Below are 19,146 nucleotides of genomic sequence, written 5' to 3'. Positions count from 1 at the left end.
ACGAGCAGTGCGGCGAAGGCGAAAGCTGCCGCCGTGAGCGCAACCCGTGGCGCAGAGAGGGAAGTGCACTCTGGATGGGAAGATCTCGGTGCGCGCATGATAAGGGGAAACTCTACCCGTCAGTGGGTCCGGTAGAATGTTCAGTAGTGGGCGATGATCGCGTCGAGCTCCGCCTGCGTGACCCGGACCGCGTTCGCGTGGCGCACGCCGGACGGAAAGCGGTACTGCGCGCTCGGGAGCTCCGTCCAAGAGCCCGGATCCGCGTCGAGATCCGTCGTGCTCCAGCACCCGAACACACCGCCGTTCAGGTAGTAGTCGGCGAACAGGTACCATCGACTCTGCCGCGGATCCTTGATGACAAACGGCCCCTCCGTCGCTCGTCTACTGCTCTGCGTCGACCCGCGCGTGATGTAGTCCGGACTCCATCGCGTGAACGTCGCCGGATCGAGCGCGAGCGTCGAGGAGCGCGCGATCTGGATGTCCTTGCCCGATCCGGTGAGCGCACTCCCGCTGCTGTCCGTCTCGTCCTTGAAGAAGAGGTAGTTGCGGTCATTCCATTGCGTGATCGTCGCGTCGATGACGCTGTAGCCCGGATCTAAGAGCACGTCGGGTGTCGGGTTGACGATGGTGACGAAGTCCTCGGTGTAGCTGACGTAGATGCGGTTCGCGCCCGTGGTGTCGTTCCCGGACCAGATGATCGCATAGAGCTTGCGATCGGGGTCGTAGTAAGCCTCCGGGGCCCACGCGTGCATCGGGGTGGCCCTGGGGCCCGGAAGGTTCGTGAGCGTGATCAACCGGGGATTCGTGAAGGTGATGAGATCGGTCGAGTCCGCCACGAAGATCTTGGAGCTCGGATGGTTCCAGTAGTTCGAGTCGTTCTCCGAGAGCGTCCAGTCCGTGGCGATATAGGTGTACGTTCCATCGTTCTTGCGGAACAGGAACGGATCGCGGATGTGATTCGTGCCCATCCCGGTGAGCTGGTACGCAGGCTGGCCATTGGCGAGGGTCGACCAGTTTAGCCCGTCGGTGCTGTAGGCGAGATGCAGCGAATCGCTCGCCACGTCCTGATGCGGCCCGAAGTAGCTCAGCACCCAGGCACCCGGGGAGCAGCTGGTTGCATTCATCGTGGCCGTGTGGTCGCCGTTCGTACACTTGACGCAGCTGCGGTCCGTGGTGCTGCTTCCCCCCGTGCCGACGAGCTCCCCTGGCACGCAGTCGGTCCACGCGACGCATGTCGTTGCGGGATCGGCGTCGTCGTCCCAGGTGCCGTCCGCGCAATCGACAGGCGCGGCGGTCCCGCCTGCGCAGTACGTGCCCGGCGAGCAGCCGTCACACTGCGCGGGCGTGGTGCTCGTCCCCGGCGCGGTCTGCCTCGTCCCAGGCGCGCAGGGCGTGTGCATCCTGCAGCTCGGCGCGTTCATCGTGTCGCTGAAGGTGTGCTCCGGGCACGCCGTGCACCGCCGGTCCGCCGTGGGCGAGCCCTCGGCGCTAGCGAAGGTGCCTGCGGTGCAGCCTGTCCATGCGACGCAGCTCGTCGCGCTATCGCCATCGTGATCCCAGGTGCCCTCGGAGCACGCGGGGGGCTCGGCATCGGGTCCTGCGTCTCCGCCGGTCGTCGTCACCGGGTCGCTGCACCCGGAGGTCCATAAGAGCGCCACTAGGAATCGTGCTTTCGATCTGCTTCCCGAACGTGCCATCTCGCTCCTCTGTTTCCCGCGTAGTTGCTGCGCCGATGGACGCCGGCGCCCGCCCGGTCCGATGTCCGGAGCTCGGGATCACATCCTGGTCCACAGCTGGTTCGAGCGAGCGGAGCCGTGCCGGGATCGATCCCGAGGACGAGCGCCCTGCGCGCTCGACGGCCTGTCCTGGACAAAGCGAAGGGGTGGTTCGCGAGCAATTGTGAGCGCTCACATCAGCGGCGTCAACCGAAATGGCCCGGCGACGAGCTCACGGCCGCCGCGGCGAGCTCCGGAGCTTGCGCCCGGATTCCCTCGACGACGAGCTCGGCGAACACCCTCGCCGAGAGAGGGCGAACGAGGGAGGATCGCTCCTCGTGACGCCGCGCTCCAGAGGCGTCCCGCCAGCATCTTCTCCCTCGGGCTGGAGGACACCGCGTGCCGGTCGATTGGAATTGACGTTGTTGATGTGAACGCTCACAATCGACCCGATCGGTATCCTTTTGCTTCGCCATCGTCAGCAAGAGGAAGGCGGATCGCGTAAGGAACCTTCTGTCACCTGAGGTGAGCGTGGCGATTCGCCAGTGACAGCGCCGGCGCCATGTTGTCGCAACCTTGCTTGGTTCGAGAGAGCAAATTCACACACAGGAGAGAACTCCATCATGAGCCGAAATTGGACTGCCTGGGGCGCCTTGCTGGCAGCCATGCTGGGGTCGGTACCCTCCGCGGGAGCGGCGACGTTGCAGCAGGTCAAGGACTGGGGGGTGAGCGGTCTGCCTGGTGACGTGAGCATGTACGTCTATGCCCCGGACCACGTGGCGCCGAATCCTCCGATTGTGACTCTGGTGCATTACTGCGGCGGGACCGCCAGTGCAGTGTTTGGTCAGGCGCGGGGCGGGGGCATCGTCGACGCGGCGGACGACTATGGCTTCATCATGGTCGTCCCCAGCAGCGGAAGATGCTGGGACGTCGTCTCGGACAAGACTCGCACGCGCGAAGGCGGTGGCGACAGTCACGCCATCAGGCAGATGGTGAAGTACGCGCTCGACACGTACGGAGGCAACGCGGATCGCGTCTATGCGACGGGAGATTCGTCCGGCGGCATGATGACCGAGCTCCTGCTTGCCCTCTACCCGGACGTCTTCAAAGCAGGCGCCGCGTTCGCGGGCATGCCGGCCGGGTGCCGCGCAGCCAACGAATCAGGCAACAGCGGCGGATATAGCGGAGCGTGCGCGGGCGGCTCGGTGACCCACAACGCGCAAGAGTGGGGGGACATCGCCCGTTCGCTGGCCCCCGGGTATGCGGGACATCGCCCGCGGCTGCAGCTTTTCCACGGCGACGCGGACACTATCATCAGGTACCCGAACCACACGGAGGCCATCAAGCAATGGACCAATGTTCTGGGCGTGGGCGCGAGCCCGACGTCGACCGATACGGGAGTCCGGCTCGGCAATCACGATGCGACGCGGCAGCGCTGGGAGAATGAGTGCGGCTACGTGGTCCTCGACGCGTTCACCTCGATTGGCGGTGATCACGGCCCATCCGACGCGTTATTCCCCGCTGAGTACGTCATCCCCTTTCTGGGTCTCGACAAGACCGGGCCGGTCGATCCCGAGATAGAGGAGTGCAGCGGTGGGGCGGGCGGAAGCGGCGGCGCGGGTGGAACCGGCGGCGCGGGCGGAACCGGCGGAGAGGGTGGGGGAGGCGGACAGGGGCAGGGCGGCACGAGCGGCGGGACCGCTGGGAGCACGGGGTCGAGCGGCACCGCAGGCGGAAGCGGCACCGCAGGCGGAAGCGGCGGGAGCAGTGGAACGGGTGGCGCCGTCACGGCTGGTGGCCCGGCCGGTAGCGCTGATTCTGGGTCGTGCGCGGTCGGCAGGGCCGATTCAGGGGAGTCCGTCAAGACTTCCCTGGTTGCTCTGGCAGTTGCACTTTCGACCTTGATCCGTCGTCGTCGGAGGACAATGGCAGCCCGGTGACCTACATGCACTGGCAGCCGGGCCAGCCGGACAACCCCGCGAACGAGCGCTGGGTGAAGATGGTTGCCGACGGCAGCTGGGACGACGGCAACATCGACACCTCGTACATCTGCGCGTGGGACGACTGACGCCCAGAGCAGCGTGGCTGTACGGTGGGACCGGTGATTCCGGGGGCCCTTCACCGCGGGCGACGCGGCGCACGAAGGGAGAGTCGTACTGGCCAATCAGGATCATGGAGGCTCGTTTAACCGAGCCTGCCGCCCGCGGCTACCAGACAGCGCACGTCTTGGTCGGCCGCATCGGCGTGCCCGGCGCGCACTTGAAGGCCTCGCCGAACTCCGGGAGGTTCGCGAGCGGCCCGTTGACGCGGAACCGCGGCGGGGAGTGCGGGTTCACCTGGACCATCAGCCGGAGCGCCTCGTCGCGCAGCTTGCCGCACCAGGACTGCCCGTGCGCGAGGAAGAACTGCTGATCTTCCGTGAAGCCGCTCGCGACCGTCTGCTCCGCCGCGCCCTTGCGCATCGCGCGGTACGCCATGAACGCGAGCTTCACGCCCCCGAGATCCGCGATGTTCTCGCCCAGCGTCAGCTTGCCGTTCAGCTTCAGCCCCGGCAGCGCCTCGAAGGCCGAGTACTGCGCCTCGACGCAGGCGGTCTTCTCCTTGAACGCCGCCCCGACCTCCTTCGACCACCAGTCCTCCAGGTTGCCCTTCTGGTCGAACTGGGAGCCCTCGTCGTCGAACCCGTGCGTGAGCTCGTGCCCGACCACCATGCCGATGCCGCCGAGGTTCACCGCCGCGGCCGAGCTCACGCTGTAGAACGGCGGCTGCAGGATGCCAGCCGGGAAGACCATGTGGTTGCGCTGCGGGTCGTAATAGGCGTTCACGGTCGGCGGGCTCATCTGCCACTCGTCGCGATCGAGCGGCTTGTCGATCTTCCCGAGGTCCCACTGCGTGTGGAAGGCGCGCGCGGCGAGCGCGTTCTTCGCGTACGACCTCGGATCGACCTCGAAATCGTAGCTCCTCCACTTGTCGGGATATCCGATGAGGTACGCCATCGCGGCGAGCTTGGCGAGCGCGCGCTGCCGCGTGCCCTCATCCATCCAGTCGAGCGCCCGGACGTTGCGCGCGAACGCGTCGCTGATCTGGTGCACCATCGCCTCGGCCGCAGGCTTGCTCGCGCCGGGGAAGCTCGTCTTGACGAACGGCTGCGCGAGCAGCTCGCCGAGCGCGTTGTCGGTCGCGTCCACGCAGCGCTTCCAGCGCGGCCGCACCTCCTTCTGCCCGGTGAGCGCGGCCTGCAGCGTGAAGCTCTCGTCGACGAACGCCTTGGGCAGCGCGGGCGCCATGGAGCGCACCACGTGCCACGAAAGGTAGCTCTGCCACGCGGCGGGCTTCACCGACGTGAGCAGCCGGGAGAGCCCCTCGAAGAACCGGACGGAGGTCACGTTGACCTCCTTGACGTCCTGGAGGCCGAGCCCCTGGAAATACGCGTCCCACGAGAACGCCGGCGCGGCCTTCGCGAGCGCCGCCCGGTCGAGCTTGTTGTAGAGACCCGCCGGGTCCCGCCGCTCGACCCGCGTCTTCGAGATCTTCGCGAGCTCGGTCTCGATCTGCAAAACGTCGAGCGCCGCCGCCTTCGCCGCCGCCTCCTGCGCCCCGGCGAGCCGCATCATCCGCGCGACGTGCTCCTCGTAAGTCTTGCGGAGCGCCTTCGATTTGTCGTCCTCGTTGAGGTAGTAGTCGCGGTCTGGCAGGCCGAGCCCGCTCTGGTCGAGCTGCGCGATGACGCGCGTCGCGTCCTTCATGTCCTGCGCGGATTCGACGTCGAACAGCGCCCAGATGCGGCGGCGGTGGAGCTCGGTGACGAGCGCCCCGAGGCCCTTCGGGTCGCGCACCCGCCGCGCCTTCGCGAGGAGGTCCGCGACGGGCTTCGCGCCGGCGGCCTCGACCGCGGGCTCGTCCATGCACGCGCCGTAGTAGGCGCCGATCTTCTTGGTCACCGGATCCCGGTCGCCGGCGCTCGCGGCGTCCTCCAGGATGCGCCGGAGCTCCGCCTCGTTGCGCTTCTCGATCTCGTTGAAGCTCCGCATCCAGTAGGACTCGTCCCCCGGGATCTCGGTCTTCGCCAGCCATCCGCCGCACGCGAACTGGTAGAAGTCCTCGCAGGGGTTCGCCGATCGGTCGAGCGCGGCCTCGTCGAGCCCGACGCTCTCGAGCTTCGTTTCGACGACAGGGAGGCCCTGCGGCGCCGGCGGCATCAGCGCCTTCACCGCGGGGGGCGGGGGCGCCGGCGGCGGGCTCGCGGCGGGGCCGCAGGCCGCCAGCGCGGACAGGGCCACGGTGAGCGCGAGGGGAGCGGCAGGCTGTCGGTGCGTGCGCATACAGCGCTCTACCACGGGCCGGCCGTTGCGCGGGCTCGCCGATGGCCGCCCGCCGTGGGATCCCGCGCTGTCGCGCCCGCATCTGCCCGGAGCGGGCCCGGCCTCACTCCCGGTCGAGCTTGCCCATCAGGCTCAGGGTGAAATAGGCCCCCATGTACTTGAGGTGCGGGCGCACCTCGAGGTGGACCCGGTACCAGCCCGCGCTCCCCTCGACCTCGGTGACAGAGGTCCGCCCCTTGCGGAGCGGCCTGCGCGAGCGCACGGCGGGCGACACGACATCCATGTCCGCGACATACTGGCTGAGCCAGCCGTTCAGCTCGCGCTCGAGGTCGCCGCGCTCCTTCCAGGTGCCGATCTGCTCGCGCTGCATGACCTTGAGGTAGTGGGCGAGCCGGCTGACGAGGAAGACGTAAGGCAGCTGTGTGCCGAGCCGGTAGTTGATCTCGGCGGCGCGCCCCTCATCGCTCTGGCCGAAGTACTCGGGCTTTTGCGCCGAGTTCGCGGAGAAGAAGCACGCGTTGTCCGTGTCCTTGCGGAACGTGAGCCCGATGAAGCCCTCCTCGCTGAGCTCGAACTCGCGGCGCTCGGTCAGCATGATCTCGGTCGGGATCTTCGTCTGGATGGCGCCGAGCGCCTCGTACTCGTGGAGCGTGAGCCCCTCGACCGTGCCGCGCGGATAGGACAAGCAAACGCGTTCCGCAAAGTGAAGATTCTCGGAGCCGTTCCTGACTCGTGCAGTCCGACTGCACGAGCTCATTGACAGAACGGGCCTTCTGCGATCAGGCAGGTCTTCCACGCCTGAAACGCCTGGGATTACCGCGACGTAGCACCAAGCGGAAGGCATCCTACCGTATAGCTGTACCCTACTGGCTCCTTCAGGCGGGGGCGAACACCACGTCCAGCAGGTCGCCGTCGTCGCCGCACCACAGCTCCCCGTTGTTCTTGGCGCGCATCGGCTTGTTGTCGTAGTAGTCGGACCGCAGCTCGGGACCGTTGGCGGTGAAGGTCCTGGCGCCGTTCCAGCCGTAGAGGCCCACCGGCCCTTCCCTGCTGCACGACAGGTACTGGTCATGGTCCCTCCGCTTGAAGTAGTCCTTCCCGTCGTAGGTGTATCGCTCGAAGATGATCGGGTCGTCGGCGCTCAAGATCTCCGGGCTCCCGGGGTCGCCGATGATGGCCCAATCGTGCTCGCCCATGGCCATGAACTGCCTCTGCGACGGCTGGCCCGCCCGGCTCAGCAGGAGCTTGAAAGGCGACACCTCGAACTGCACCGAGTAGCCCGGCTTGAAGGTGTTCCGGAGGACGATTAGCTCCTCCAGGCTGCCGGTCCAGCCGGTGTTGCCCGTGAAGTCGACCGGCAGTATCCCCAACCGGCGCCCCGTTCCGCTCAGGTTGTTCCCTAGATAGGTCTGGAAGTAGTTGTTGATGTTCTGGGCCGCGGTCCCCACGTAGGCGGTGCCGGCGCGGCTGAAAAAGTTGAGGAAGAAGCGATCCGGCGAGATCTGGCCATTGTAGGCGAGATTGAGGTACTGCTCGACCGCAGCCTCCTTATCCTGGTCGTTGCTCCACTTCTCCCAGCCGTTCTGGGTCTCGAACAGGGCGTTGGAGGAGGTACCGTCGATGTCGAAGCCGTTCCACACCAGGCCCGGACCCGGCAGGGCTGAGACCTTGCTCTGGGTCGACGGCCACCCGGCGCCCGATGCCGAGTCGTAGGTGCGCACCATGACGATCTTGCCTCGCCAGTCGTCGGCGGTCTGGATCGTACTCGGGAACAGCCAGTAGGCGGAGTTGTAGAGCGTGACGAAGGTGTCGAAGAACTCGTCGGGGGTCCGATTCTTCAGGTTGGGAACCATGTTCTGCTGGACGTTCATCAGGATGAACTCGGAGGGGTGGGCTTGGAGGAACTTGATGCAGGCCTGCTGGACGTCCTCGAAGTTGGTGAACTGGTAGACGCCACCGTGGTAGATGGGGAACTCCTTGGAGCCCAGGCTCCCGTAGGCGTGGGCGCACCGGAGGTCGATGAACCGGATGCCTCGTCGCAGCTGGTCGCCGACCTCCAGCCACTGGCACTGGGTCGGGCCGCCCCCCCACAGCGAGCACGACTCGTGGGTGCCGGGGATGCTCATGTTCTGAACCGGGGTGGTGCCCGGGATGCCCTCCATCCAGTTCGCTGCGGTGAGTATGGTGCCCATGGAACGCTCCTCTCTTGTTCGACGTCGCCCGCAGCGTCACCTCGCCGCAGACGCTGCTGCAGTCGACGGAGGACCACGTCGCGCCCGGGATCGAGGCCACGGCGCTGCCGGACGAGACCCTGCGTGTTCCCACGCCGCCGGAGGTGACGTCCGAGGGGGTGAAGGTGTCGCTGGAGGCGGCCGGCGCTGACCGAGCCGGCGCGCCCATCATAAAAATGCAGCTCAATGCGAACAGCGGGATGCCGCCTCGTTCCACGCCTCGAACGCGGCCGTTCCAGATCGCCGCCTGGCGCCGCTCCGGGTAGCGCGGCATGCTCCGGACGTGATGCTTGAGCTGTCGCGGGCGGATTTCGTACGCCCGCCTCCGAGCCTGCCGCTCCGGCTGTCCCTTCACCGGTTTCGGCCCGATGCGCCCATGGGTCTGCTCGGAGACGCCGTCGCCGAGCCGGGCACGCCGTAATCACAGGCTCCGTCACTCTGATTGCTGACGAACGCTGGCTCCTGGTGGAGGCGGACTCCGTCGGCGCGAACGATCGTCTGAACAGAATCACGATGTGGAGGAAGAATGAAGAAGAGAGAACTTGGTCATAAGCTTGGTCTCACGGTGTGCGCGGGCGCCGCGCTCGGCCTCTCCTCGGGCTGCTCGATTGAAAGCGCGTCGGATGAGCCGCTCGAGTCGCATTCGTCCGCCATCATCGGCGGCGAGCTCGCCGAGGCGAGCCCCTGGGCCGTCCAGGTCTTCGACGTGCGCGGGAGCACCGGCGACTTCTACCAGTGCACCGGCACCCTCGTCGCGCCGCGCTGGGTGCTGACCGCGCAGCACTGCATCGCGGACGAGGGCGAGACGTCGGCGGTCCGGCTCGGCAGCAACACGTACCGCGAGGGCCGGCGCATCGCGGTCGACGCCGTCGAGGTGCCCTCGGCCGGCGTCGACATCGCGCTGCTCCACCTGACCGAGGACGCCGGCGGCGCGGTCGTCCAGCTCGCCCCCGCGGGGCCGGCGGTGAACGGGAGGGACGCGACGGTTTACGGCTGGGGGAGCGAGGGCACGCCGCTGGTGATGGCGCCGTCGCTCAAGAAGGCGACCATCCACATCGATGGCCGGCGCTCCGACGACGAGCTCCTGGCGACGGGCGTGACGGGCTCGGGCTGGAGCGGCGACTCCGGCGGCCCGTGGTTCGTCGACGGGCGTCAGGTCGCCGTGTTCTCGTCCACGAGCGGCCAGGACGGCACGAACCTGCACGCGACGCTCGCCGGCGTCGACGTCGCGCGCCACCGCGCGTGGATCGACGCGACGATCGCCGGCGGCCCCACGGTCCACCCCAGCGGCCAGGTCGTGCTCCACGATCTCTCGAGCTTCTCCGGCGTCTCGCAGGGCTTCGGGATCGGCCGCTACAACGTCGCGGACCTGACGATCATCGGCAACGACCGCGCGAGCGCCATCAGGGTCCCCGCCGGGCTCCGGGTCACGGCCTTCATCCACCACGACTTCGGGGGCGAGGTGCGCGTCTTCACCTCGGACACGGATCTCGTGGCCGCGGGCTTCAGCGACGCGATCTCGAGCCTCGTCGTCTCGCACGCCTCGGACCCGCAGCTGGACGTGGTCACCTTCTACGAGCACGCCAGCTTCTCGGGCGAATCGTTCGTGTACGGCGTCGGCTCCGGCCTCTTTTTCAGCACCCCATGGGACCAGAGGGTCAGCTCCGTCCGCGTCCCCCCCGGCTTCCAGGTGACGCTCTACGACGGGCTCTGGCGGTACTCGGCCGAGGAGCGCGTCTTCACGACAGACGCGAACCTCGCCCCTCAGAACTTCGACGACAAGACACGGAGCTTCCTCGTCGAGCGCTTGTAGGAGCGAGCGCGCGGAGCGGCCAGCGCGCCTCACCCCGAGCGCGCCGTCCCGCTCGCGGCCGCCGACAGCCGCGCCTTCGCCGCGGCGTGCACGGCGGGACGCCTCCGGCGGTCGGTCCTGGGCTACCGTGATCGCCATGAACCTCGCCGGCATCGCCGATATCCAGCTCTCGGTCACCGACTTCCCGCGCAGCCGCGCGTTCTATCGCGCGCTGTGCGAGCATTTCGAGATGCAGTGTCAATACGACGATCCGGGCAGCGAGAACGAGAGGCCCATGCTGTATTATATCGGCGGAAAGACCGGCGTGTTGATCCGCCCCGTGAACCCGGAGCACGCCGGCGCCCGCTTTCACCAGTACAAGCCCGGCCTGCACCACCTGTGCTTCCGCGCCCGCAGCCGCGTGGACATCGACGCCTTCCACGCGTTCTTCGCGGGCACGCTGGCCGCGCTCGGCGGCAAGCTCGTGCACGCGCCCGAGGAGGGCGCGTGGGCGTCCGGCTATTACTCGATCCTGTTCGAGGATCCGGACGGTATCCGGCTCGAGATCAACCACGTCCCCGGCAAGGGCAACCTGGCCGAAGGCGTCCAGCTGCCGTTGGCGGATAGGACAAGCAAACGCGTTCCGCAAAGTGAAGATTCTCGGAGCCGTTCCTGACTCGTGCAGTCCGACTGCATGAGCTCATTGACAGAACGGGCCTTATGCGATCAGGCAGGTCTTCCACGCCTGAAACGCCTGGGATTACCGCGACGTAGCACCAAGCGGAAGGCATCCTACCGTATAGCTGTACCCTACTGAGCGGCGGAGGTGACGTAGCCGTGTGCGCTGCTGCCGAGCAAAGGGCCGCGGCGCCCCTCCGCACCGGCGACGTCCGACGCGGGGAGCGAGCTCAGAAGGCCGCACCCGTCGCTGCGTTCCTCGCGCGGATGGCCTCTTCGGTCATGGGAACGAGTGCCTCCAGCCCGACGCGCACCGCCTCCGCCTGGACCTCGTCGATGAAGGGGCGGAAGGCCTGGTCGTAGTCGCGGAACGCGCGCTCGAAGTCGCCGTCGCGGTCTCGCAGCGCGTCCGCCAGCGCCGCCGCGCCGTCGATGGCCAGCGACCCGCCCATGCCGGCAGCGGGCGAAGCGCAGTAGCCCGCATCACCCACCAGGGCCACGCGGCCCTTCGTCCATGAAGGCATGCGTATCTGACACAGCTTGTCGAAGTAGAAGCTCTTCGAGCTCATGACCTCTTCGAGCAGCTCCGGGGTCCGCCAGCCCTGACCGGTGAACTGCTCGCGGATGATCCTTCGTTGCTGGTCCGGGTCACGATGGTCGTACGGGACCTCCTGCTCGGAGGCGAAGCAGAGGATGATGTCGGTCTTGTTCTTGTAGGCGTTGAGCATCACGGCCTTGCCCGGCACGTTGTACATCTGCGCGGTGTCTCGCTCGATCAGCAGCTTGTCCGCGATCGTGATCGAGAAATAGCACCCGAGGAAGTGCGTGTACCGGGCCTCGTTGCCGAACCAGAGCTTGCGCACGGCGCTGTGAATGCCGTCGCAGCCCAGTACCAGATCGAACTTGCGCGCTGAGCCCTTGGTGAGCGTGGCTTCCATGCCGCCGCTCACCTCGCGCAGCGCCCTGATGCTGGCGTCGAAGACGATCTCGATGTCGCCCTTCACGGTATCGAACAGCAGGCTCAGCAGCACGTCCCGTTCGATCTCGAACTCGTCGTCCCGAGCTGGCTCGCCTTCGCCTCGGAGCACCAGCGAGCGCTCGGTCACGTCGCGCTCGTTCTTGAAATCCCAGCGCTTCAGGCTCGAGCGGTTTGCCCGGATGGGCTCGAGCAACCCCATGCGCCGGACGATGTCGACGGTGTTGCCCTTGATGTCGACGGCCGTCCCGCCCCAGCGAAGCCCGGGCGCGAGCTCCACCACGGTGACGGCGTAGCCGAGACGCCTCAGCCAGTGGGCGGTCGAGAGCCCGGCGAAGCTCGCCCCGGAGACGAGCACCTTCTTGCCATTGTCGCGCATGGACTTCTCCTTTTCGCGGGGTCCGCGCTGGTCGCGGGCCCGTCAGGAGATTACTTTGTACTCAGTATAACGTTTCGACAAGCGAATTTTGGACTGAGTAAAGTAATTGTATCGCGCCGGTGGCGCGTGCGCTAGAATGGGCCGGCATGGGCGAGCGGCGCGAAAGCAAGAAGCGCGAGACGAGGCAGCGGATCTCCGACGTGGCGACCGAGCTCTTCATGGCGCGGGGCTTCGAGGCGGTGACGCTCGACGAGATCGCGGCCGCGGCGCAGGTCTCCAGGATGACGGTCTTCAACTACTTCGCGCGCAAGGAGGACCTGATCCTCGATCGTCAGGATGACTTGAAGCTGGTCTTCTTTCGCGAGGCGATCCGCGACAGGCCACGAGGGCAAGCTCCGATCGCCGCCCTCCGTGCGCTCATGGGCGAGCTGCGCGAGCAGAAGCATCCCTTCGCACATTTCGACCGCCACAGCGCCGACTTCTGGCGCTTCGTGGCGGCGAGCCCGTCGCTCGAGGCGCGGCTGCGCGAGCTCAACGACGAAGCCGCAGAAGGGCTCGCGGTCGAGCTCGCCGGTAAAGAGCCGGATGGCCTCGCGCGGCTCGCGGCCGGCATGATCGTGTTGACGGTACGCACGGCGCGCCAGGAAGCTGTCCGTGTGTTCGATCGTGGCGGCTCGGCGAAGAAGGCCAACGCGGTGCTGTTTGCGCTGATCGATCAGGGCTTCGCAGCCGTTCAGGAAATGCTGGCGAGCGGCGCGCGCGGCTGAGTGCCCCATCTCGGGCACGCCAGCGTGATCGAACGAAGCGCGCCCGTCCGCGCCGGGCCGGCTCGATCTCGAAGGTCGCCGCGCGCCCGAGGCCCTGCTCACGAGGTCGCTACCGCCGAGAGCGGCGAAGCGGCGGTCGAGCAGGCCAAGAGGGGGGCGTTCGATCTGGCGATCACCGATCTGCGGATGCCGGGCATGGGCGGCGATGAGACCGTGGCCGCCCTGAAGCGGATCCACCCGAGCCTGCCGGTCATCGTGGTGACGGGCTTCGCGTCCGACGACGCCGCCGTCCGCTGCTCGAAGGAAGGAGCGTTCCGGATCATCAGCAAGCCCGTCCAGCTCGAGGATCTGCTGCGCCTCATGGAGGCTGCGCTCCGCTGAGCGCGTGCGGGAAGTGCACGCGGAGCGTCCGCTGCGCCGAGGTGAACGTCGCGTAGAAATCGAGTGAAGATCCCGAACCAGAGGCAGCTAGCGCGATCCCCACCGGCTGGGCGCGGGGCGGCGCCTGCCCATGACTAGGAGGCGTTCCGGCGTGACTCGTTGTTCTTCGTCTCCGAGGGCGACGTGGCGCCGAGGGAGGTCGCGGCGCCGAACGCGCCCGCGGCGGCGCCGGACGCGCCCGCGGCGGCGCTGGACGTGCCCGCGGCGGAGCGCTCGCTCGACGACAGCCCGGCGCTCGTCTTCGCCTCGTTCTGCTGCTGCTCGCGGTACATCCGGATCTCGTTCCGCACGTCGGTCACGCCCGAGATCCGCTCCGCGAGCACCTCGAGCTGGTGCTTGAAGCGGCGCTCGCGGACGGTGCCGGAGAGGACGACCTCGCCGTTCTGCACCTTCACTTCGACGTCGCTCGCGTCGAGATCAGGGTCATCCGAGATCCGGTCGCAGAGGTCTTCCCGGATCCGTTCGTCCGAGCGCTTGTATCCTCTGGGCGGGCGGCCGCGCGAACCGCCGACGTTTCCGCCCAGTCCGACGGTCTGGAGGAAGCTCTGTCCGCCTGAGCCCTGTCCGCCGGAGGGCTGTTCGCCGGACGGATAGCCGTGATCGCCGCGGAAGCGTGAGTCCTGGCCCTCGTACCCACGCTGGTGTCCTGATCGCTCGCTCCAGCCGCGCTCGTCGTCGGCCCACTGCCGGAGGCCGCCCCGGGCTCCGTAGCCTTCGTGCTGGCCGCCGCCGAAGCCTCCCTGGCCACCGAAGCCGCCCTGGCGGCCACCAGATCCACCCTGGCCACCGAATCCACCCTGGCCGCCGAAGCCGCCCTGGCCGCCCTGGCTGCCGCCGAATCCACCCTGACCACCGAAGCTGCCCTGGCCGCCGCCGTAGCCATCCTGGCCGCCACCGTGGCCGCCCTGGCTGCCCCCGAATCCGCCCTGGCCCTGGCCGCCGTAGCCGCCCCGGCCGCCGCCGAGCTCGCGCTCACCGCCGAAGTGACCCTGGCCGCCATAGCCGCTCTGGCCGCCGCCGAACCCGCGCTCACCGCCGAAGTGGCCCTGGCCGCCATAGCCGCTCTGGCCACCCAATCCGCCCTGGCCACCGAAGCCGCGCTGGCTGCCCCCGAATCCACCCTGGCCGCCGCCATATCCGCCGAGTCCACCCTGGCCACCGAAGCTGCCCTGACCGCCGTGACCGCCCTGACCGCCGCCAGATCCGCCCTGGCCGCCGCCGTGACCGCCTTGGCTGCCGCCGAAGCCGCCTTGGCCGCCGTGGCCGCTCTGGCCGACGCCGAAGTGACCTTGGCCGCCGTGACCGCCCTGGCCGCCGCCGAAGCCGCCCTGGCCGCCACAGAAGCCGCCCTGGCCGCCTCCGTGACCACGCCCGGAGCCAAGATCGTCGCGACTTCCTCGCTGGACGTCATCCCGCGGGGCGCCCGAGGCCTGGCGCGGGCCTCCGTGATCCTCGCGCTCTGCCCAGCCGCGATCCTGCCGGCCCCCCCAGCCGCGCTCGCCGCCGTCGCCGCGCTCACCCTCGTGACCGCGGCCGCCGAACTCCCGCTGATCCCACCCGCCGCGGAAGTCGTGCTGACCGCCTCGGGAATGGCGCTGATCGTCTCGCTGGACGACTTGCTCGTAATTGCCACGATGCCCGTAGCTAGCATCGCCCGAGGCCCCGCGCTCGCCTCGATATCCATCCTCCCCTCGCTGTCCCTGGTGCCGCCCAGACCTCTCCTCGTCGTGCCTCCGCCCGTCGTTATGTTCCTCGTCGATCCAACCCTGACGATTCGGCATGACTCCTCCGCCTTCCTCGCGATACGAGCGACACGGCAGCGAAGCCGCGTCGCTCCTCTCTCGTGATCCAGTCGACGCGTCGGTCGACGCTCGGGGGCACGAGGGACAGCAGTGATCGGGCCGCCTGCTCTGCGCGCCTGTCCGGCGCCGCGTGACCTGAAAATGGCCCAGGCCCCGATGCCCCGGCGCGCCCGGACATCGCAAGGGGTATTCCAGGCCATGCGGGCCGATGTTTCACTCCGATTTCAGGAAGATTACGCCCCGCCGCGCACGCGCCGAGGTGCAAAGTGCCTCATGCCAGAGCGACAAAGCGTCTCATCGAGACGTTGTGCCACAGCCACGACATCGCGAGTTAGGGCTCTCCCTGAGATGGCCTAGGGAGTCGACGCAGGCAATCGGACACAGCGGCGCCGGCGCCGCCGCTCACCTCGGCGCGCGCAGCGCCTCGAGGATCCCGTCCAGCCGCTCGACGATCGCCCGGCCCTGATCCTGTGTGCCCTGCGGCGCGCCGAGCGCGGAGGTCGCGAGCGCCGGGCCCATCGTCATCACGAAGGAGGCGATCGCCTTGCCCGCGGCGGTGTGCGCGAAGCGGTCGACGTAGCCGCCGGACAGGCAGGTCGAGATGAACAGGAGGGCGTCCAGGAAGCTGGCGCACCGTGGGTTCTCGCCGTGCTCGGCCTGGTAGAACAGGTACGAGCTCCCGAGGATCATCACCGCGAGCGAGTCGACAGGATCCCGCGCCATGGCGTCGCGGCAGCGCCGCTTCAGCTGGTCGTAGGAGAGCTCGCCCGCTCCCCCGGCGGCGAGGCCCAGCGCGAGCAGGGCGACCGCGCCGCGCAGCCGCTCGTCCCGGCCGAGCGAAGGGGCCGCGGGCGCGACGTCCTGCACGATCTTCGTTGCGGCGAGCGCTGACAGGTCTCCCAAGGCGTGCCCTCCCGGCCGCGCCGGGGGTCACGGCGCAGGATCCATGTCTCGCACGGACGCGCGCCGAAGGGAACGGTCGTGCGCCGCACCGAAAATCCATGCGCTTGCCGCGCCGAAAATCCATGCGCTTGCCGCGCCGAAAATCCATGCGCTTGCCGCGCACCCGTGATTACCCTCCCGCCTTCCTCGGAGCTCCCATGCCGGCCCAGAGAAGCGTGACGAGATGGCTCGAACGGGCGCCCGCCCCGGTGTTCTCGGCGTTCGCCATGCTCGCCGCGTTCGCGACGTACTTCTGCATGTACGCCTTTCGCAAGCCGTTCGCGGTCGGGACCTTCACGGGCGCGGTCGCGCTGCCGCTGCTCCCGGACCTCGATCTGAAGAGCTTTTACATCATCGCTCAGGTGATCGGGTACTGCGCCTCGAAGTTCCTCGGCATCAAGGTCGTCTCCGAGATGCGGCCCGAGCGGCGCGCCCTCGCCATCCTCACGTGCATCGGCGTGAGCGAGGCGGCGCTCGTCCTGTTCGCGCTCGTCCCCACCCCGTACGCCGCCCTCTTCCTCGTGCTGAACGGGCTGCCGCTCGGCATGGTCTGGGGGCTCGTCTTCGGCTTCCTCGAGGGCCGCCGCGTGAGCGACCTGCTCGGCGCCGGCCTCTGCGCCAGCTTCATCGTCGCCAGCGGCTTCGTGAAGACCATCGGCAAACTGACGCTCGGCTGGGGAGTGCCGGAGGTGTGGATGCCCGCGGTGACGGGCGCGCTCTTCTTCCCGCCGCTGCTCCTCTCGGTGTGGATGCTCGCGCAGATCCCGCCGCCCACGGCCGACGACGAGGCGCTCCGGACGCGGCGCGCGCCGATGGACCGCGCCGCGCGGCGCGCGTTCGTCGCGGCGAACGCCGGCGGGCTCGCGACCCTGGTCCTCGGCTACATCGTCCTCACGGCCTACCGCGATTTCCGGGACAATTTCGCCCGCGAGATCTGGGACGCCCTCGACTACGCCGATCAGCCGGCGATCCTGACGACCGCCGAGATCCCCGTGGCCATCGGCGCGCTCGTCTCTGTCGCGGTGATGATGGGGATCCGGAGCAACCGCACGGCGCTCGTCGTGGTCCACGGCATCATGGTCGCCGGCGCGGTGCTCGCCGGGCTGAGCACCGCGCTCTACCAGGCGGGCGTCATCGGCCCGGTCGCCTGGATGATCAGCGTCGGGCTCGGGCTCTACGTGGGGTATGTCCCGTTCAACTGCGTGCTCTTCGACCGGCTCATCGCCGCGGTGGGCTCGGTGGCGACGGCGGGCTTCCTGATCACCGCGGCCGACGCGTTCGGCTATCTCGGGAGCGTGGCGCTGCTGCTCTACAAGAGCTTCGGCCAGGCGAAGCTCTCGTGGATCGAGTTCTTCGTCGGCTTCAGCTACGCCACCGCCTCCCTCTGCGCGGCGCTCTTCGCCGCGTCGGCGGCGTACTTCTGGCTGCGCACGCGCGCCCCGGTCCCCGGCGCGCGCCCGGCGGTCGACGCCTGAAGCCCCGCGCGGCAGCGCTCCTCCAGCTCCGTATCCCCGAAGCTCGTCCCCGCTGTCGTGGGGGGATGAAGCGTTGGGACCATAGAGGCACAGAGGGGACAGAGAGAGTGAGATCTCTGTCCCCTCCGGGAGCGCAGGGGGAAGGGGCTCAGTTGACCGGCGGGATCTCGGTCTTGCAGCCGACGCGGAGCTGGACCTGGCCGCCCTCCTGGAACCGGGTGCAGGTCGCGGGGCACATCACGATCTTCGTCGGCGCGCCGCCGGTCGCGGGGTCGACGTCGTAGTACCAGCCGCCGGCGGCCGCGTCGCAGCTCGCCTCGTCGGCCACGTAGAAGATTGTCGACTCGGCGCCGCCGTTCGGCGAGGTGTGCTGGACGTTGAGCGTGTCGTAATCGAGCGTCTGCCCGGCCGACGGCGCGGGGACCTGGTACTCGCACGCCAGGCTCTTGCCGCGGATCGCGCTGAGCGCGTCGAGGAAGGCCTGCGTCACGTCCTCGTTCGTGTCGATGAAGAAGGCCGACTCCGTCCCGCCGCCCTCGGCGATGCGGTCCATCGTGGCCTGGGCGCCGTCGTCGTTGCCGTCGAAGACGCCGATCACGAAGGTGGAGATGCTCGGCGTGCCGCTCACCCCCTCGGCCGCGAGCGCCGCCAGGCCGTCGGCGTCCTTCGGCTTGCACTCGGTGGGCATCCCGTCGGTGGCGAGCACGGCGACGACCCGGTGGGTCGGGTTCGCCTCGGCGTGCGCTCGGGCCTGCGCGAGCGCGCCGGACAGGGCGCCGGCGGTGGGCGTGCCCCCGACGGGATCCGTCCGGGCGATCGACCGGACGAGCACCTCGGCCCGCGCGGCGTCGAGCGGCTCGATCGAGACGGCGGGCGTCGCGTAGTCCTCGGTGACGCACGAGTCCGGGTTCGCGCAGTTGCTCCGGCTCACCCTCATGCACGTGCCCCCGCGGTTGCTGCAGGTAGCGTCCACATCCGCGCAGAGAGCGCCGCTGCGGGAGCAGACGCCGAGGTCCACGCACGCGTCGCTCTCCGAGCAGTCCGCGTCCGTGGCGCAGTACTCCGCCATCCTCGTGGAGAACGTGTCGCGACAGACCCGGAGCGCGCACGGCCCGTTGTCGCCGCACTGCGCGTTTGTCGTGCAGGATCGAGGCACGTCGTCGTCGGGCAGCGGGAAGTACTGGAGCCCGACGCCGATCCCCTCCGATTGCGAGTCGGTGAAGAAGGCCTCGAGCGCCTCGGTGACGGCGTCCCACTTGGTGACGCCCCCCGCGAGCCGCTCGTCCATCGACCCGGACGCATCGAGCATGATGTAGAGGTCGAGCGGGACGATCTCGGCGGTGCTCGACTCGCCCGCGCACGAGGCGTCGCCGCCGGCGCCCTCTCCCGTGCCGGTGCTGTTCCCGGCGTTGGTTCCTCCCGGTTCATCGGGGCCGTAGCCGGTCTCGGAGCTCGTCCCCGAGCCGGTCTCGGAGCTCGTCCCCGAGCCCGCGCCGGCCCCAGTCGCCGCCACGCCCCCGGTCCCGCCGCCGGCGACCGAGCCGCCATCGGCCCCACCGCAGGCCGCGAAGATCGCGCAGATCCCCGTCGCGGCGAGCGCCACCATCGTTGAGCGGTTCTCCATGA

At 68.7% G+C, this 19,146-nt stretch carries 17 protein-coding genes and 1 pseudogene; 10 read left to right on the top strand and 8 right to left on the bottom strand.

What is annotated here, in order from left to right:
- Positions 1–140 precede the first annotated feature (140 nt).
- Positions 141–1,091: a glycoside hydrolase family 43 protein gene (locus WMF17_RS27185; RefSeq protein ID WP_437596066.1), complete on the bottom strand. Its 951-nt coding sequence runs from the start codon at positions 1,089–1,091 to the stop codon at positions 141–143.
- A 79-nt stretch (positions 1,092–1,170) separates the two neighbouring features.
- Between WMF17_RS27185 and WMF17_RS27180 the strand changes: the two genes are divergently transcribed.
- The 3 genes from WMF17_RS27180 to WMF17_RS27170 all read left to right on the top strand — a co-directional run bounded on the left by WMF17_RS27180 (position 1,171) and on the right by WMF17_RS27170 (position 3,783).
- Positions 1,171–1,554: a hypothetical protein gene (locus tag WMF17_RS27180; RefSeq protein ID WP_437644064.1), complete on the top strand. Its 384-nt coding sequence runs from the start codon at positions 1,171–1,173 to the stop codon at positions 1,552–1,554.
- Between the two features lie 784 nt (positions 1,555–2,338).
- Positions 2,339–3,655 carry an extracellular catalytic domain type 1 short-chain-length polyhydroxyalkanoate depolymerase gene (locus WMF17_RS27175; RefSeq protein WP_437644062.1) on the top strand — a complete coding sequence of 439 codons (1,317 nt, stop codon included), beginning with the start codon at positions 2,339–2,341 and terminating at the stop codon, positions 3,653–3,655.
- Positions 3,652–3,783: a hypothetical protein gene (locus WMF17_RS27170; protein ID WP_437596063.1), complete on the top strand. Its 132-nt coding sequence runs from the start codon at positions 3,652–3,654 to the stop codon at positions 3,781–3,783. Before WMF17_RS27175 ends, WMF17_RS27170 begins: the two co-directional genes overlap by 4 nt.
- Positions 3,784–3,922: 139 nt before the next feature.
- Here WMF17_RS27170 and WMF17_RS27165 read toward each other — a convergent pair whose 3' ends face one another.
- The 3 genes and pseudogenes from WMF17_RS27165 to WMF17_RS27155 all read right to left on the bottom strand — a co-directional run bounded on the left by WMF17_RS27165 (position 3,923) and on the right by WMF17_RS27155 (position 8,229).
- Entirely contained in the window at positions 3,923–6,037 is a 2,115-nt protein-coding gene (locus tag WMF17_RS27165) for a M13 family metallopeptidase (RefSeq protein ID WP_437596062.1), read from the bottom strand.
- Positions 6,038–6,140: 103 nt separating this feature from the next.
- A pseudogene (locus WMF17_RS27160) lies at positions 6,141–6,707 on the bottom strand (type VI secretion system contractile sheath domain-containing protein); the annotation flags it as partial.
- 205 nt (positions 6,708–6,912) lie between these two features.
- On the bottom strand, positions 6,913–8,229 hold the full coding sequence (locus tag WMF17_RS27155) for a phosphatidylinositol-specific phospholipase C domain-containing protein (protein ID WP_437644060.1): 1,317 nt from the start codon (positions 8,227–8,229) through the stop codon (positions 6,913–6,915).
- Between the two features lie 14 nt (positions 8,230–8,243).
- Here WMF17_RS27155 and WMF17_RS27150 point away from each other — a divergent pair, with 14 nt between their 5' ends.
- The 3 genes from WMF17_RS27150 (at position 8,244) to WMF17_RS27140 (ending at position 10,736) form a co-directional block, all read left to right on the top strand.
- Positions 8,244–8,534 carry a hypothetical protein gene (locus WMF17_RS27150; protein ID WP_437644059.1) on the top strand — a complete coding sequence of 97 codons (291 nt, stop codon included), beginning with the start codon at positions 8,244–8,246 and terminating at the stop codon, positions 8,532–8,534.
- 260 nt (positions 8,535–8,794) lie between these two features.
- The gene (locus WMF17_RS27145) at positions 8,795–10,081 is read left to right on the top strand and encodes a trypsin-like serine protease (protein ID WP_437644058.1); all 1,287 of its coding nucleotides are present in this window, start codon (positions 8,795–8,797) and stop codon (positions 10,079–10,081) included.
- 136 nt (positions 10,082–10,217) lie between these two features.
- A complete protein-coding gene (locus WMF17_RS27140) occupies positions 10,218–10,736 on the top strand; it encodes a VOC family protein (RefSeq protein ID WP_437644056.1) in 519 nt (172 codons plus the stop codon).
- Positions 10,737–10,968: 232 nt separating this feature from the next.
- Here WMF17_RS27140 and WMF17_RS27135 read toward each other — a convergent pair whose 3' ends face one another.
- Positions 10,969–12,093 carry an FAD-dependent monooxygenase gene (locus WMF17_RS27135; RefSeq protein ID WP_437644054.1) on the bottom strand — a complete coding sequence of 375 codons (1,125 nt, stop codon included), beginning with the start codon at positions 12,091–12,093 and terminating at the stop codon, positions 10,969–10,971.
- 146 nt (positions 12,094–12,239) lie between these two features.
- On the opposite strand from WMF17_RS27135, the gene WMF17_RS27130 reads away from it, so the two are divergent.
- Together WMF17_RS27130 and WMF17_RS27125 are read left to right on the top strand one after the other, a co-directional pair.
- Entirely contained in the window at positions 12,240–12,860 is a 621-nt protein-coding gene (locus tag WMF17_RS27130) for a TetR/AcrR family transcriptional regulator (protein WP_437644052.1), read from the top strand.
- 24 nt (positions 12,861–12,884) lie between these two features.
- The gene (locus tag WMF17_RS27125; protein ID WP_437644050.1) at positions 12,885–13,241 is read left to right on the top strand and encodes a response regulator; all 357 of its coding nucleotides are present in this window, start codon (positions 12,885–12,887) and stop codon (positions 13,239–13,241) included.
- A 134-nt stretch (positions 13,242–13,375) separates the two neighbouring features.
- Here the strand turns inward: WMF17_RS27125 and WMF17_RS27120 are convergent, their stop codons facing one another.
- Positions 13,376–13,759, bottom strand: a complete 384-nt coding sequence (locus WMF17_RS27120; protein WP_437651400.1) for a BON domain-containing protein — start codon at positions 13,757–13,759, stop codon at positions 13,376–13,378.
- Positions 13,760–14,017: 258 nt separating this feature from the next.
- Between WMF17_RS27120 and WMF17_RS27115 the strand changes: the two genes are divergently transcribed.
- Entirely contained in the window at positions 14,018–15,148 is a 1,131-nt protein-coding gene (locus tag WMF17_RS27115; RefSeq protein WP_437651479.1) for a hypothetical protein, read from the top strand.
- A 357-nt stretch (positions 15,149–15,505) separates the two neighbouring features.
- On the opposite strand, the gene WMF17_RS27110 is transcribed toward WMF17_RS27115, so the two are convergent.
- On the bottom strand, positions 15,506–16,006 hold the full coding sequence (locus WMF17_RS27110; protein WP_437596056.1) for a hypothetical protein: 501 nt from the start codon (positions 16,004–16,006) through the stop codon (positions 15,506–15,508).
- Between the two features lie 197 nt (positions 16,007–16,203).
- On the opposite strand from WMF17_RS27110, the gene WMF17_RS27105 reads away from it, so the two are divergent.
- Positions 16,204–17,520 carry a DUF5690 family protein gene (locus tag WMF17_RS27105; RefSeq protein WP_437644049.1) on the top strand — a complete coding sequence of 439 codons (1,317 nt, stop codon included), beginning with the start codon at positions 16,204–16,206 and terminating at the stop codon, positions 17,518–17,520.
- 148 nt (positions 17,521–17,668) lie between these two features.
- Here WMF17_RS27105 and WMF17_RS27100 read toward each other — a convergent pair whose 3' ends face one another.
- Positions 17,669–19,144 (bottom strand): hypothetical protein, encoded by a 1,476-nt coding sequence (locus WMF17_RS27100; protein WP_437644047.1) that lies wholly within the window; start codon positions 19,142–19,144, stop codon positions 17,669–17,671.
- Positions 19,145–19,146 lie beyond the last annotated feature (2 nt).

This window comes from Sorangium sp. So ce362 (assembly GCF_051519845.1).
Taxonomy (GTDB): Bacteria; Myxococcota_A; Polyangia; order Polyangiales; family Polyangiaceae; genus Sorangium.
The sequence above is the reverse complement of the archived record's forward strand: the minus strand, read 5'-3'. Positions and strand labels throughout refer to the sequence as shown.